Genomic DNA, 13,702 nt, shown 5'->3' with positions numbered 1-13,702 from the left:
GTTTGTTCGACGACTTGTCCGATTCCGGACAGGTCGAAACCCCGGCGGGGACACCCCGCCGGGGCTCAGGCCCGGTTCACTTGCCCGGGCGGAGACTGTCGTAGATCTCCTTGCAGGCCGGGCAGACCGGCGACCCGGGCTTCGGCGACTTCGTCACCGGGAAGACCTCGCCGCACAGCGCCACCACGTGAGTGCCCATGACCGCGCTCTCGGCGATCTTGTTCTTCTTCACGTAGTGGAACATCTTCGGGGTGTCGTCGTCGGTGGTGTCCGTGCCCTCGGGCGTGGTCTCCGGCTTCGTCAGCGTCTCGGTGCTCACCCGGCCATTGTGCCCGAGACCCGCGCGAAGGGTCCCCGGCCTGGCAGGATCCCCGGCATGTTCCAGAAGGTGCTCGCGACGTTCGGCTCGGGCGGGGCGCGGATCGACGCCCGCCTGCTCGACCGCACCGCCGTCCCCGGCCGCCCGCTGCACGGCGAGGTGCTGCTCCTCGGCGGCGAGGTCGACCAGGAGATCAACGGGCTCGCGGTGACGCTGCTGGCCCGCGTCCAGGTGCCCGGCGGCGAGAAGACCGAAGACCTCCCGTTCGGCACCCAGCACCTGGTGGGTGCCGAGGTCATCCGGGCCGGGCAGCAGGTGCGCGTCCCGTTCGAGGTGCCGCTGCCCTGGGAGACGCCGGTGACCAGCGTCTACGCCAAGCCGCTGACCGGGATGGCGGTCGGCGTCCGGGCCGAGCTCGACCTGGCCGCCGCGGTCAGCGACCCGTTCGACGCCGACGCCGTCGCGGTCGAGCCGCTCCCCGCGCAGAAGCGCATCCTCGACGCGCTGAGCCGGCTCGGCTTCACCTTCCGCGAGGCGGTCCTCGAGCAGGGCCGGGTCGACGGCGCCCGCCAGCAGCTGCCGTTCTTCCAGGAGATCCGCTTCGCGCCTTCGCCGCGCTTCGCGAGCGCCTTCTCCCAGGTCGCGGTCACCTTCCTGACGTCGGCCGAGCGCACCGACGTCGTACTGGAGGTCACCAAGCGGGTCCGGGTCAGCAAGACCGGCGGGTTCGGCGGCCGCGGCCAGGACTTCCTCGGAATGTTCACGATGAAGCCGGACTTTGACTGGGAGAAGCAGCTCGAAGGGTGGCTCGACCTCCTCGCCCGGCCGCGCGGGATCTTCGACTGATGGAGTGGCCCGACGCCGTCGCCGCGCTGAACGGCACGTCCGCTGCGTGGCCGCGGCTGCAGGCCCGGTACGCCGAGCCCCACCGCCGCTACCACACGCTCACCCACGCGGCCGCCGTCGCGCGTGACTCGGCCTGGCTGGCCGGCGGCCTCGGCGACACCGATCGCGCGATCGTCGCCGTCGCGGCTTGGACCCACGACGTCGTGTACGACGCGAAGCCCGGCGAAGACGAACGCGCCAGCGCCGCCTGGGCCCGCGAAGCCCTGTCAGGAGTCTCCGAAGCGCACGTCGAGCGCGTCGAGGGCCTGATCCTCGCCACGATCAAGCACGACGCACCGCCGGACGACCTCTTGGCCACCGCCCTGCTCGACGCCGACCTCGCCGTCCTCGGCGCGTCCGAAGAGCGGTACGCGGCGTACGCCCGCGGAGTGCGCGAGGAGTACGCGAAGTACCCCGACGACGTCTGGCGCGAAGGCCGCATCGAAGTCCTGGAACGCATGCTCGCGCGCGAGCTCTACCGCAGCGAAGCCGCGCGGACACGCTGGGCGAGCGCCGCCGCGGAGAACCTCACCGCCGAGCTGACCCACTGGCGCCGGGCGCGGGGCGATCACCGATGATGGTCTCTCGTGACTACCGCACTCTCGCTGCACGAAGAGGTCGCCTCGGCGCTGCGTGACGGGCACCCCGTCGTCGCGCTGGAGAGCACCATCCTGTCCCACGGCCTGCCGCCGGGCCGCAACCTCGACGTCGCCCGCCGGCTCGAAGGCGTGGTCCGCGACGGCGGCGCCGTCCCGGCCACGATCGCGGTGCTCGACGGGCGGGTCGTGGTCGGCCTCTCCCCCGCCGAGCTCGAGCGCGTCTGCGCGCCGGACGCCGGCCTGGACAAGCTCTCGCTGCGCGACCTCGGCCCGGCCGTCGGCCTCGGCCGCTCGGGCGCGACGACCGTGGCGAGCACGTCGGCGCTGGCCGCCGCGGCCGGGATCGGCGTGTTCGCCACCGGCGGGCTCGGCGGCGTGCACGTCGGGGCGGCGCAGTCCTGGGACGTCTCGGCCGACCTCGGCGTGCTGGCGAAGGTGCCGACGGTGGTCGTCTGCTCCGGGGTGAAGTCCGTGCTCGACATCCCGGCCACCCTCGAGGTGCTGGAGACGAACTCGGTGCCGGTGCTGGGCTACCGCACCGACGACTTCCCGGCGTTCTACCTGCGCTCGTCGGGACACCAGGTCGGCTGGCGGGTCGACGACCCGAAGCAGGCGGCCGCCGTGATCGACGCGCACCGCGCCTACGCGAGTTCCGGTGTCCTGCTGGCGAATCCGATCCCCGCGGCGTCCGAAATGGACAAAGAACTGCACGACCGGCTGCTCGCCGAGGGGCTCGCGCTCGTCGAAGAGCAGGGCGTGCACGGCGCCGAGGTCACGCCGGTGCTGCTGGAGCACTTCCACACCGCGAGCGGCGGTGTGAGCATCGACGCGAACGAAGCGCTGGTGCTGAACAACGCCAAGCTGGCCACCGAGGTCGCGGTGGCGCTGGCATGAGTGGCATCGTGGTGGTCGGCGACGCGGCCCTGGACGTGATCGCCCGGCACGACAAGCCGTTGCCGCACGGCGGCGACGCCCGCGCGAAGATCCGGTTCACCGGCGGCGGCTCGGGCGCCAACACGGCGCTGTGGCTGCGGCACCTCGGCGCGGAGACGACGCTGCTCGCGCGGATCGGCGACGACCCGGGCGGCCGGCTCATCCGGGCCGAGCTGGAGGCGGCGGGCGTGCGGTGCGCGTTCGCCGTCGACCCCGAGGCGCCGACGTGCTGCGTCGTCGTCATGGTCGACGGGTCCGGGCAGCGCAGCATGCTGGCCGACCGGGGCGCGAACCAGCGCTTCGCGCCCGCCGACGTCACGCCCGAGGCGCTCGAAGGGGCGAGCCACCTGCACCTGTCCGGGTACGTGCTGCTCGACCCGCCGTCGCGCGCGGCCGGGCTCGCCGCGCTGGCCGCGGCGAAGGAAGCCGGGCTGACGACGTCCGTCGACCCCCAAGCAGCCGCGCACATCACCGACCCGGCCGCGTTCCTGGCCGACGTCCGCGGCGTCGACCTGCTGATGCCGAACACCGAAGAGCTGGTCGCGCTGACCGGTTCGGCCGACCCGGCCTCGGCGAAGGAACTGCTCGGCACGGTCGGCGCAGTCGTGGTCACGGCGGGCCTCGAAGGCGCCAGCTGGGTCGGCGCGGACGGCGTCACCAGCGTCCCGGCGGTCGAGGCGGAGTGCATCGACTCGACCGGTGCGGGCGACGCCTTCGACGCCGGCGTGCTCACCGGCTGGCTGGCCGGCGAGTCCACTGTGGACGTCCTACGGCACGGAACCCGCCTGGGCGCGCTCGCCGTCGGGAAGGTAGGCCCCCAGCCCGGGTGAGAGAAGCGGCACTTTCACGTGAAAGTGCCGCGTTTCAGCCGTCGATGACGCGGTGGCTGGTGCCTTCGATCGCCTTCGCCTCGTGCCGGTAGGTGTTCACCTGCTCGGACTTGCGGGGCGGGCGGTCGTTGGCGATCAGCACCGCGATCCACGGCAGCGGCACCGAGATCGCGAGGAACCCCAGCGCCAGCCACCAGGTGTGGTAGGTCAGCCCGGCGAGGATCAGGCACGGGATCCGGCAGGCCATCATGATCACGTACTTGCGCTTGCGCGCGGCGAACTGCTCTTCGTACGACGGGGCCGCCCCGGTGATCAGCACCGGGTCCGAGTCCTTGGCGGGCGTGGTCACTGCACCACCTCCGCTGTCCATCGTCCCACTTGCGCGGTTCATCCGACACCTGGGTGACGCATCTTGCTCAACGCCGCCACGACGAGGGTTTCGATGCCGGTGCGCAGGGTCGGGTGCAGGACCGGGGCGAACCGCGGCGAGTGGTTCGACGGGATGTCGCGCTCGAACCGGCCCTCGGTCATCGCCGTGATCACCGTCTGCGGGTCGTAGCCGCCGACCAGCCAGAACACCGACGGCACGCCGGCCGCGCGGCCGAACTCGCTGAAGTCCTCACTGCCGGTGATCAGGGGCGCCGGCAGCACGACGTCGGTGCCGAAGTGGCCGCGGAACGCCTCGGTGAGCGCGTCGTTGGCGGCTTCGTCGTTCTCGGTGATCGGGTAGGCGCCGGACCGCTCGACGTCCGGCGGCTTCGGCGCCCCGGCCGTGGCCGCCTCGCCGTGGACGATCCGCTCGACCGCGGCCAGCACCCGCTCGCGCACGGCCTGGTCGAACGACCGGACGTTGACCTCCAGGACGGCGTCGTCGGCGATCACGTTGGCCGCGGTGCCCACGTGCAGCGAACCGACCGTGACCACGGCCGAGTCGGTGGCGGCGATCTCCCGCGAGACGATCGTCTGCAGCTTGAGCACCACGGACGCGGCCAGCACGGCCGGGTCGACGGTGGTCTCCGGGCGCGAACCGTGCCCGCCGCGCCCGTGCAGGGTGACGCGCAGCGTGTCGGTCGCGGCCATGATCACGCCGGGCCGGGTGAGCACCCAGCCGGCCGGGCCGGGCACCAGGTGCTGCCCGAACACGACGTCGGGCTTCCCCGCGATGTCGAACAGGCCGTCGCGGACCATCGCCGACGCGCCGCCCGCGCTCTCCTCCCCCGGCTGAAACACCACCAGCAGCGTGCCGGACCACGTGTCGCGCCCCTTCGCGAGCAGCGCGGCGGCGCCGGAGAGCCAGGTGGCGTGCATGTCGTGCCCGCAGGCGTGCATCACCGGGACGTCGGTGCCGTGCTCGTCGGTGCCGCGGGCGGTGCTGGCGTAGGACAGCCCGGTCTTCTCCTCGACCGGCAGCGCGTCGATGTCGGCCCGCAGCAGCACCGCCGGTCCCTCGCCGTTGCGCAGCACGCCCAGCACGCCGGTGCCGGCGATGCCGGTGTGCACCTCGTAGCCGTCCGCCTCCAGCCGCCGGGCCAGCTCGGCCGCCGTGCGGGTCTCGGCGAAGGAGAGCTCCGGGTGCCGGTGGAGGTCGATGTACAGCGCTTCGAGTTCGGGCAGCGCCGCGTCGAGCGGGGCGAGGACGCGTTCAAGGGTCACGGGGGCCATCGTGGCAGCATTACCCACCGTGAGCACGCGAAGCGCATTGCCCGACCTGTCCGACGACGTCTGCGCGCGGCTGCGCGAGGCCTTCCGGCGCACCGCCTACGACGCCGACGGCGTGGTGGCGGCCCTCGGCGGGGCCGCGCACGCGGCGCTGGGCCGAGGCGAGCCGGTGCCGGCCGAACGCGCGAGCCGGGACGCGGGTGACCTCGGCACGCTGATCCGGCTGTTCCTGCTCGGCGGCACCGAGCCGGAGACCGCCGTCAAGGCCGCCTTCGCGCCCCTCTCCCCCGAAGACGCCGTCGCCGCCGGGGTGCTGGCGGGCGTCGACAGCGGCTACCGCGCCGCGCTGGACATCCGGCCGCACGGCGACGAGGAAGGCTCCTGGTGGGTCGTCTCCGACCTCGACGCCGACGTGCTGGGCACCACGGTGCCCGAAGACCACGTACTCGGCGTCGGCCACGCGTCGCTGTCGCTGATCCGCGCGACCAGCCGGCGTCCGGTCGGCACGCTGCTCGACCTGGGCACCGGCAACGGCGTCCAGGCGCTGCACGCGACCCGGCACGCCCAGCGCGTCACCGCGACCGACGTCTCGGCGCGGGCCCTGGCCCTGGCCGCGGCGACCTTCCGGCTCAACGAACTGGACGTCGAGCTGGTCCGCGGCGAGTGGTTCGCCCCGGTCGCGCGGCGGCGGTTCGACCAGGTGGTCTGCAACCCGCCGTTCGTGGTCGGCCCGGCGCGGGTCGACTACACCTACCGCGACTCCGGGCTGGCCGGCGACGACGCGAGCGCGCTGGTCGTGCGGCAGCTGCCCGGCTTCCTCAACGACGGCGGTACCGGCCACCTGCTCGCCTCCTGGCTGCACACCTCCCGCGAGGACTGGGCCGACCGGGTGAGCCGCTGGCTGCCCGCCGAGACCGACGCCTGGTTCGTGCAGCGGGACGTCGCCGATCCGGCGCTCTACGTCGGCACGTGGCTGCGGGACGCGGGCCTCGACCCGCGCTCGCCGGAGGGCCGGGCGAAGGCGGCGGCGTGGCTGGACTGGTTCGCCGCGAACGACGTCCGGGGCATCGGCTTCGGGTTCGTCACGCTGCGGCGGGCGGCCGGGCGGACGCCGACGGTGGTGTGCGAGGACCTGCGCCAGGCCTACGACGACCCGCTGGGTCCGGAAGCGGCCGGCTGGCTCGACCGGGTGGAATGGTTGCGCGAATCGGGTGATTCATTACTCGATGTCCGTTTTGTGGTCCCCGACACGGTTTTGCTGGAAAGCGTCGACGAACCCGGCGACGAGGGCTGGGCGACGACCATCCGGCGGCTGCACCGCACCGACGGGCCGGGCTGGCAGCACGAGGTCGACGAGCTGGCCACCCGGCTGCTGGCGGGCTGCCGCGGCGCCCTGCCCCTGGAGGACCTGATCGAGCTCTTGGCGGCCGCGCAGGGCCTTTCGTCCGAAGAGCTGGCCGCCGCCGCGCTGCCCGTCGTCCGCGAGCTCGTCCGGCACGGGATGCTCGTCCCGGCGGACCGGTGAGGGCGGTCGCGGCCCGCGTCACGCGGGCGGACGTGACGGTCGACGGCGCGGTCGTCGGCGCGATCGACGAGCCGGGTTTGCTTGTGCTGCTGGGAATCCACGTCGACGACGACGCCGCGAAGGCGGCCACGATGGCGCGCAAACTCCACGAACTGCGACTGTTGCGCGGCGAGGAATCATGCGCCACGGCGAATGCGCCACTGCTCGTGGTGAGCCAGTTCACCCTCTACGGCGACACGAAGAAAGGGCGCCGGCCGTCGTGGACACAGGCCGCCCGGCCGGAGGTCGCGGAGCCGTTGGTGGACACCGTCGTAGCCGAGCTGCGCGGCCGCGGCGCCGCCGTGGCGACGGGGCGGTTCGGGGCGATGATGGCGGTCTCCAGCGTGAACGACGGTCCGTTCACGGTTGTCGTAGAGGTCTAGACCACTGCCCTCCGGTTCGATTTCCGCCGGATTCATAGGGAATTCTCAGGTTTCCCCGTCACGGAACGTTCTCAGCAAAAGCTCAGCATTGGTTGAGCAACCGGATCGCTCCGGCAGCCGTCTTCTCCGGTGACGAGCCGGGAACGTTTTGGGAACCCGGAGCGTTGTGCCAGATGTCCAGCCAAGCCGGCCGGACCGGCGTCCCGGGATCCACAGGCCCCGGTGCGCGGGTACGCACCCGGTGGACGACCGCAGCAGCACGTTCAGCCCGTGACCGGGGAGGCAGAATGTCAGTCCAGACTCTCGAACGCGAGTCGCGCGGGATTCGCGAGCGCATCCCGGCTCAGGTGTCCGAGGAGCCGCCGCCGGTGAGCATGGGGATGCTCACCGACGCCGACCTCGACGCCCAGAGCCCCGCCGCCGACCTCGTCCGCGTCTACCTCAACGGCATCGGCAAGACGGCCCTGCTCAGCGCGGCCGACGAGGTCGAGCTGGCCAAGCGCATCGAGGCCGGGGTCTTCGCCCAGCACATGCTGGACACCGCGGAAGAGCTCACCGCGAAGCGCCGCACCGAGCTGGCCGCCCTGGTCCGCGACGGGCACGTGGCGAAGAACCACCTGCTGGAGGCCAACCTCCGCCTGGTGGTCTCGCTCGCCAAGCGCTACACCGGCCGGGGGATGCCGCTGCTCGACCTGATCCAGGAGGGGAACCTGGGTCTGATCCGCGCGGTGGAGAAGTTCGACTACTCCAAGGGGTTCAAGTTCTCGACGTACGCCACGTGGTGGATCCGCCAGGCGATCACCCGGGGCATGGCCGACCAGGGCCGCACCATCCGGCTGCCGGTCCACCTGGTGGAACAGGTGAACAAGCTGGCCCGCATCAAGCGCGACCTGCACCAGCAGCTCGGCCGCGACGCGACGCACGAGGAGCTGGCGGCCGAGTCGGGCATCCCGGCGCACAAGATCTCGGACCTGCTCGACCACTCGCGTGACCCGGTAAGCCTCGACATGCCGGTCGGCACCGAGGAAGACGCCCCGCTGGGCGACTTCATCGAGGACTCCGAGGCGACGGACGCGGAGAGCGCCGTGATCTCGGGCCTCCTGCAGGACGACCTGCGCCGCGTCCTCGCGACGCTGGACGACCGCGAGCAGCACGTGATCCGCCTGCGCTACGGCCTTGACGACGGCCAGCCGCGCACGCTCGACCAGATCGGCAAGCACTTCGGGCTCTCCCGCGAGCGCGTCCGCCAGATCGAGCGCGAGGTCATGTCGAAGCTGCGCCAGGGCGAGCGGGCGGACCGCCTCCGCGCGTACGCGAGCTGATTGTTTTTCGACTGAGGGCGGGTGCGGCGACGCACCCGCCCTCAGTCATTTCCCCGGCCCGCCACCGGCGTTCGGCCGGCCTCGAAAATCTTCCACGAAAAGCGGGTTTCACCGTTCACCACCGTGGGTAGCAAACCTCCGCCAGCACCCGTTCGGCGGCGTTGACTTATGACCTGCGTCACGCGAGCCTCGAAGTGTTCGGCGCAGGCCTCGCGACCGGGTGTGCACGCACCCGGAAGCTTCCCCCGGGAGGTCGGGTCCGTCGGGGTGGACCCGGCCTCCCGACCAGCTCCCCGCGCACACCCGGCTGAGGTCGCCACCCGGACGGTCGGCTCGCGCACCCAGGCGGTCGGTTCAAGCCTGTAGGACCCACCGCTTTCAAATGCCCAACCGGCAGCAGCGGCACCACCGTCCGTAGTGAACAATCGGGCTTCGGGGTGGTGGGCCCAGAAGAGCCGCGTGGGGTGGCCCACAGTGACCGGATGCCTCTTCGGCGTACCGTTCCCCGGCGCATAAGGTGGACCGATCCCGGAGCTGGCAAAGGAGCCTGGCAGTGCCGTCCACCACGTTTCAGCACACCGAAGTCCTCCCGCTGGGCAAGGACACGACCACCGAATACCGCCTGGTCACCGACGAGGGCGTCGAGACCGTCGAAGCCGCCGGGCGGAAGTTCCTGAAGGTCGATCCCCAAGCGCTGACCACCCTCGCGCGCACCGCCATCACCGACATCCAGCACCTGTTGCGCACGTCACACCTGCAGCAGCTGCGCGCCATCGTCGACGACCCCGAAGCCAGCGGGAACGACCGGTTCGTCGCCATGGACCTGCTGCGCAACGCCGCCATCTCGGCCGGCGGGGTTCTCCCCATGTGCCAGGACACCGGGACAGCCATCGTCATCGGCAAGCGCGGCGAGGGCGTTCTCACCGGCGGTGACGACGAGCGTGCACTCTCCCAGGGCATCTTCGACGCCTACCAGCAGCTGAACCTGCGGTACTCGCAGATGGCTCCGGTCACCTTCTGGGACGAGCGCAACACCGGCACCAATCTGCCCGCGCAGATCGAGCTGTACCACAAAGACGGTCAGCAAGACCCGGCCTACGAGTTCCTCTTCATGGCCAAGGGTGGCGGCAGCGCCAACAAGACGTTCCTCTATCAGGAAACCAAAGCCGTCCTGAACCCGAAGCGGCTCGCGCGGTTCCTCGACGAGAAGCTGCGCAGCCTCGGCACCGCCGCCTGCCCGCCGTACCACCTCGCGATCGTCGTCGGCGGGATGTCCGCCGAGTTCAACCTCAAGGTCGCGAAGCTCGCCTCCGCGCGCTACCTCGACACCCTGCCGCAGGAGGGCTCCGAGCTCGGGCACGCCTTCCGCGACCCCGACCTCGAGCAGCAGGTCCTCGAGATGACCCGGCAGTTCGGGATCGGCGCGCAGTTCGGCGGGAAGTACTTCTGCCACGACGTCCGGGTCATCCGGCTGCCGCGCCACGGCGCCAGCTGCCCGGTCGGCATCGCCGTCTCCTGCTCCGCGGACCGGCAGGCCAAGGCCAAGATCACCGCCGACGGCGTCTTCATCGAGCAGCTCGAGCGCGATCCCGCCCGCTTTTTGCCCGACGTCACCGAGGAAGACCTCTCCGACGACGTCGTCGCCGTCGACCTCAACCGGCCGATGGCCGAGATCCGGGCCCAGCTCGCGCAGCTGCCCGTCAAGACGCGGCTTTCGCTCACCGGGCCGCTCGTCGTCGCCCGGGACATCGCGCACGCGAAGATCGCCGAGCGTCTCGACGCCGGTGAGGAGATGCCGGACTACCTGAAGGACCACCCGGTCTACTACGCCGGCCCGGCGAAGACGCCGGAGGGCTACGCGTCCGGCTCGTTCGGACCCACGACGGCCGGGCGGATGGACTCCTACGTCGAGCAGTTCCAGGCCGCCGGCGGCTCGCTCGTCATGCTGGCCAAGGGAAACCGTTCGAAGCAGGTGACGAACGCCTGCCAGGCGCACGGCGGGTTCTACCTCGGCTCCATCGGCGGGCCGGCCGCCCGGCTCGCGCAGGACTGCATCAAGCAGGTGGACGTCCTCGAGTACGCCGAGCTCGGCATGGAAGCCGTCTGGAAGATCGAGGTCGAGGACTTCCCGGCGTTCATCGTCATCGACGACAAGGGCAACGACTTCTTCGCCAGCACCGGCGATCCGGTGCTGCAGATCAGCTTCCGCTGACGCACGGAAACGGGGACACCGGCCCGCCGCCGGTGTCCCCGTTTCCCACGCTCAGCCGACGCGCTCGATCCGCGCGCGCCGGATGAGGAACTTGCCGGGCTCCCGGACCTGCTCGAAGGCCGCGTTGTTCAGCAGCGTGCAGCTGCCCGACACCGAAGTCACCTCGACCGTCGTGGACTTCGAGTTGTCCAAATTGGTCACCTTGAGCTTCGTCCCGGCCGGGAACTGGTTGCTCGACGCGGCCGGGGCGCCGCCCTCGCCGGAGAGCGTCACCGTCGAACCGGGACAGACGACCTGGCCCACCGCGCCGCCGGCGGCGGCGTCCTGCTTCTTCTGCTGACCCGGCGCCTGCGCCTTACCCGGCGCGTTGCCGGAGTTGCCGGGCGCCGCCGCGGCCTGGCCGTTGCCGGCCGCCACGTTCGCCGTGCAGCCCGCCACCTGCCGCCGCTGCTGGATCAGGTCGACCACGGCCTGGCGGTTGGCGATCCGCGCGGCCGACTGCGCGTCCGGGGCCGCCTGCTGGCCCGCGATGAAGGTCAGGTTGTTCTGCAGCGCGGTGTCGAGTCCCGCGCAGTTCTCCTTGGGCGCTTCGGCCGCGTTGCCCGCGGGACTGCTCAGCGCGATGGCGGTCGCGGTGACGCCGGCGACGCCCAGCAACGCGGCCAATCCGACGGTCGCCTGCTTGCGGTGCCGGCCACTGCTCAACCGGGGCATGGGCCCCTCCTCTCTGATCGCCACCTCACTCCGGGACACGGCCCGGTCACGGCGGCGGTTCAGCGGGAGGCCCGACAATTTTCGACAACTTCGACGACAGCACCGTCGTGGTCCGGACCACTGGTCGTCGAATGTCCACACGGGACAGGCCGTGACCGCGGGCGATCCGGGGCCACGGCCTCGCGCTCACTTCGGCGGCGTGGTCTTCAGCACCACCGTGCGCTGGTCCAGCGGCGCGGCCAGGGCGACCGAGATCACCGGGTAGCGGATGTCCATCGTGCACATCTGCCCGGTCTGCGCCTTGGTCTCGCTCAGGTTGACGACGACGTGACCGGCCGTCTGCTCGGCCGCCTCGCCGAGCGCGTGGCCGCAGCCGCCTTCCTGGGCGCGGATGTCGAGGATCGTGCCGCCGTTGGACGTCCACACCTCGTGCGGGAACCCGGCGGGCAGCGCGGTCGCGTCGATCTTGGCCGCCGGCACCGGGGTGCTGCCCTCGGGCACGGTGAGCCGGGGCTTGCCCGGCGGGTTGGGCTGCGGCACCACCGGGTCACCCGGTGACGGCGGTACCGACGGCGAGGCCGGCGTCGACACGCTGCCCGTGGGCGCCGTGGAAACGCCGCCCGCGGCGGGCTGGCTGGTGGGCAGGTCCGGGCCGGCACAGGCCGTGGCCAGCAGCAGGAACGCTCCTGTCCCGACCACCTTCGCTGAGTACCTCATGCCCCGAAGACGGAACGCGGGCGCCGCGGGGTTGCACGGGACCCGGACCGCCGCGGGATCAGCCCTGGCGGAGGACGACCGTGCGGCTGCCGAGCGGCGCGGAGAGCACCAGGGGCACCTTGATCTCGCGGATGTAGTCCGGGCACATCTGCCCCTTGGGCGCCGACGTGACGGCGACCAGCACGACCACCTGCTGCGCGGTCTGGTCACCGACGTGGGCCGAGATGCGGCGGCAGCCGCCCTCCTCGGCCTGCAGGGTCAGCGTCCGCCCGTCGAGGCTGCGGACCAGGCTGCGCGGGTAGCCCTCGGGCAGCCCGCGGGCGTCGACCTGCGACTCGGCGATCACATCGTCGCCCGGCGCGATGCCCTGGGTCGGCCGCCCGACGGTTCGCGAGGGCGGCGGGCCGAGCGTCGGGGTCAGGGTCGCGGGAGCCGACGCCGACGCCGACGCCGTGGGCGGCTCGGACGATCCGGGGCCGCTCGCCGCCGGCGCCCCGGCGCCGGAATTCGCCGCGCAGGCCGTCACCGTGAGCAGCAGCAGGCCCGTGCCCAGCACTTTCACCGTGGTACGCATACCTGCCAGACGGAACGGACCCCCGCCGGGTTGCATCGCCGGCTCAGCCGACCCGGCCGAGGCGGGGTCCGACCCGGCCTCGGGTGGTGACCTTCCCGCCGCGGGAGCGACCGATCGCGTGCTCAAGCGGCTCGGTGCGCAGATCCGGGTGGCTCGCCCCAGCCACCGGCCTCGCCCGCCTCAGTCGACCCGGCCGAGGCGGGTCATGAAGCTGAGCCGGTCGCCGCGGTAGAGGGAACGGACACGCTCGAACGGTGCGCCGTCCGGGCCCCAGGCGATGCGGTGCGTGAGCAGCATCGGCAGGGCCGGGTTGGTGCCGATCAGCAGGGCTTCGCGCGGGGTGGCCAGCACGGTCTCCACGCGCTCCTCGGCGCCGTCGAACACCACGCCGAGCCGCTCGCTCAGGCACGCGTAGAGCGACTGGCCGGGGTCGAACACGTCCAGCAGGTCCGGGAACCGCTCGACGAGGAGATATGTCGACTCCAGCCCGACGCGTTCCTCGTCGGCCAGCAGGACCCGCTCGATGTGGTACACCTCGGCGTCCGACGTCACCTGCAGGTCGGCGGCCAAGGCGCGGCCGGCCAGGCGCCGCTCCAGCGTGATGACGTTGCGGCCGGGCCGGATGCCCTGGCGCCGGAGCCCCTCGGTGTAGCTCACCAGGGCCAGGGGCTGGACGAGCTTCGGGCCGGCGACGTAGGTGCCGCTGCCCTGGCGGCGGCTGAGCTTGCCCTCGAGCACCAGCTCGCCGACCGCCTGCCGTACGGTCGCCCTCGACACTTCGAACCGTTCGCACAGTTCGCGTTCCGTGGGCAGGGCCGCGCCTTCGCCGAGTTCCGCGATCACCGCCAGCAGCTCGACCTTGACCGCGTAGTACCGCGGGACACGGCCGTGTTCGGGAATCCCGTCGAGAACGGGGCCGTCGGCGGACAGGCGGTCATGACGCGAAGGGGCGGGCACGGAATCGACCCTATTCGGTTCCCCGTGCGCTGTG

At 72.0% G+C, this 13,702-nt stretch carries 15 protein-coding genes; 8 read left to right on the top strand and 7 right to left on the bottom strand.

All coding sequences use genetic code 11. The annotated features are described in order from the left end of the window. Positions 1–76 precede the first annotated feature (76 nt). On the bottom strand, positions 77–319 hold the full coding sequence (locus C2L59_RS23895; protein WP_034284335.1) for a DUF3039 domain-containing protein: 243 nt from the start codon (positions 317–319) through the stop codon (positions 77–79). Between the two features lie 57 nt (positions 320–376). On the opposite strand from C2L59_RS23895, the gene C2L59_RS23890 reads away from it, so the two are divergent. Genes C2L59_RS23890 through C2L59_RS23875 form a run of 4 tightly spaced genes read left to right on the top strand, consistent with a single transcriptional unit; the run spans position 377 to position 3,566 of the window. Then, positions 377–1,165, top strand: a complete 789-nt coding sequence (locus C2L59_RS23890) for a sporulation protein (protein ID WP_103351746.1) — start codon at positions 377–379, stop codon at positions 1,163–1,165. Further along, positions 1,165–1,782, top strand: coding sequence for a hypothetical protein (locus tag C2L59_RS23885; RefSeq protein WP_103351745.1), 618 nt, complete (start codon positions 1,165–1,167; stop codon positions 1,780–1,782). Before C2L59_RS23890 ends, C2L59_RS23885 begins: the two co-directional genes overlap by 1 nt. 9 nt (positions 1,783–1,791) lie before the next feature. Further along, on the top strand, positions 1,792–2,697 hold the full coding sequence (locus C2L59_RS23880) for a pseudouridine-5'-phosphate glycosidase (RefSeq protein WP_103351744.1): 906 nt from the start codon (positions 1,792–1,794) through the stop codon (positions 2,695–2,697). After that, positions 2,694–3,566, top strand: a complete 873-nt coding sequence (locus tag C2L59_RS23875; RefSeq protein WP_199199221.1) for a carbohydrate kinase family protein — start codon at positions 2,694–2,696, stop codon at positions 3,564–3,566. Before C2L59_RS23880 ends, C2L59_RS23875 begins: the two co-directional genes overlap by 4 nt. A gap of 34 nt (positions 3,567–3,600) precedes the next feature. Here C2L59_RS23875 and C2L59_RS23870 read toward each other — a convergent pair whose 3' ends face one another. Then, entirely contained in the window at positions 3,601–3,936 is a 336-nt protein-coding gene (locus tag C2L59_RS23870) for a DUF3099 domain-containing protein (protein ID WP_199199224.1), read from the bottom strand. Between the two features lie 17 nt (positions 3,937–3,953). After that, positions 3,954–5,219 carry an amidohydrolase gene (locus C2L59_RS23865; RefSeq protein WP_103351742.1) on the bottom strand — a complete coding sequence of 422 codons (1,266 nt, stop codon included), beginning with the start codon at positions 5,217–5,219 and terminating at the stop codon, positions 3,954–3,956. A 28-nt stretch (positions 5,220–5,247) separates the two neighbouring features. On the opposite strand from C2L59_RS23865, the gene C2L59_RS23860 reads away from it, so the two are divergent. The 4 genes from C2L59_RS23860 (at position 5,248) to C2L59_RS23845 (ending at position 10,706) form a co-directional block, all read left to right on the top strand. Further along, complete coding sequence (locus C2L59_RS23860; RefSeq protein ID WP_199199220.1) at positions 5,248–6,750, top strand: methyltransferase; 1,503 nt, start codon at positions 5,248–5,250, stop codon at positions 6,748–6,750. Continuing rightward, positions 6,747–7,172 (top strand): D-aminoacyl-tRNA deacylase, encoded by a 426-nt coding sequence (dtd, locus tag C2L59_RS23855; protein WP_103351740.1) that lies wholly within the window; start codon positions 6,747–6,749, stop codon positions 7,170–7,172. Before C2L59_RS23860 ends, dtd begins: the two co-directional genes overlap by 4 nt. Before the next feature lie 287 nt (positions 7,173–7,459). Continuing rightward, positions 7,460–8,494: a sigma-70 family RNA polymerase sigma factor gene (locus C2L59_RS23850; protein WP_103351739.1), complete on the top strand. Its 1,035-nt coding sequence runs from the start codon at positions 7,460–7,462 to the stop codon at positions 8,492–8,494. A 553-nt stretch (positions 8,495–9,047) separates the two neighbouring features. After that, positions 9,048–10,706 (top strand): fumarate hydratase, encoded by a 1,659-nt coding sequence (locus tag C2L59_RS23845; RefSeq protein ID WP_103351738.1) that lies wholly within the window; start codon positions 9,048–9,050, stop codon positions 10,704–10,706. A 51-nt stretch (positions 10,707–10,757) separates the two neighbouring features. Here the strand turns inward: C2L59_RS23845 and C2L59_RS23840 are convergent, their stop codons facing one another. The 4 genes from C2L59_RS23840 to C2L59_RS23825 form a co-directional block, all read right to left on the bottom strand. Beyond that, positions 10,758–11,420 carry a hypothetical protein gene (locus C2L59_RS23840; RefSeq protein WP_103351737.1) on the bottom strand — a complete coding sequence of 221 codons (663 nt, stop codon included), beginning with the start codon at positions 11,418–11,420 and terminating at the stop codon, positions 10,758–10,760. 186 nt (positions 11,421–11,606) lie between these two features. Then, the gene (locus C2L59_RS23835) at positions 11,607–12,119 is read right to left on the bottom strand and encodes a hypothetical protein (protein WP_103351736.1); all 513 of its coding nucleotides are present in this window, start codon (positions 12,117–12,119) and stop codon (positions 11,607–11,609) included. A 76-nt stretch (positions 12,120–12,195) separates the two neighbouring features. Beyond that, entirely contained in the window at positions 12,196–12,711 is a 516-nt protein-coding gene (locus C2L59_RS23830) for a hypothetical protein (RefSeq protein ID WP_233223648.1), read from the bottom strand. Positions 12,712–12,891: 180 nt separating this feature from the next. Further along, a complete protein-coding gene (locus tag C2L59_RS23825; protein WP_103351734.1) occupies positions 12,892–13,668 on the bottom strand; it encodes a GntR family transcriptional regulator in 777 nt (258 codons plus the stop codon). Positions 13,669–13,702: the final 34 nt, after the last annotated feature.

Origin of the sequence: Amycolatopsis sp. CA-128772 (assembly GCF_002904295.1) — a bacterium.
GTDB lineage: Bacteria > Actinomycetota > Actinomycetes > Mycobacteriales > Pseudonocardiaceae > Amycolatopsis.
This window is presented reverse-complemented; position numbering and strand designations above follow the sequence as displayed.

What these genes read in the sequence shown, in the direction of transcription:
- C2L59_RS23890 (WP_103351746.1), top strand. Translation starts at nt 377, where the DNA reads ATGTTCCAGAAGGTGCTCGCGACGTTCGGCTCGGGCGGGGCGCGGATC.
- C2L59_RS23885 (WP_103351745.1), top strand. Translation starts at nt 1,165, where the DNA reads ATGGAGTGGCCCGACGCCGTCGCCGCGCTGAACGGCACGTCCGCTGCG.
- C2L59_RS23875 (WP_199199221.1), top strand. Translation starts at nt 2,694, where the DNA reads ATGAGTGGCATCGTGGTGGTCGGCGACGCGGCCCTGGACGTGATCGCC.
- C2L59_RS23870 (WP_199199224.1), bottom strand. Translation starts at nt 3,936, where the DNA reads ATGGACAGCGGAGGTGGTGCAGTGACCACGCCCGCCAAGGACTCGGAC.
- C2L59_RS23850 (WP_103351739.1), top strand. Translation starts at nt 7,460, where the DNA reads ATGTCAGTCCAGACTCTCGAACGCGAGTCGCGCGGGATTCGCGAGCGC.
- C2L59_RS23840 (WP_103351737.1), bottom strand. Translation starts at nt 11,420, where the DNA reads ATGCCCCGGTTGAGCAGTGGCCGGCACCGCAAGCAGGCGACCGTCGGA.
- C2L59_RS23830 (WP_233223648.1), bottom strand. Translation starts at nt 12,711, where the DNA reads ATGCGTACCACGGTGAAAGTGCTGGGCACGGGCCTGCTGCTGCTCACG.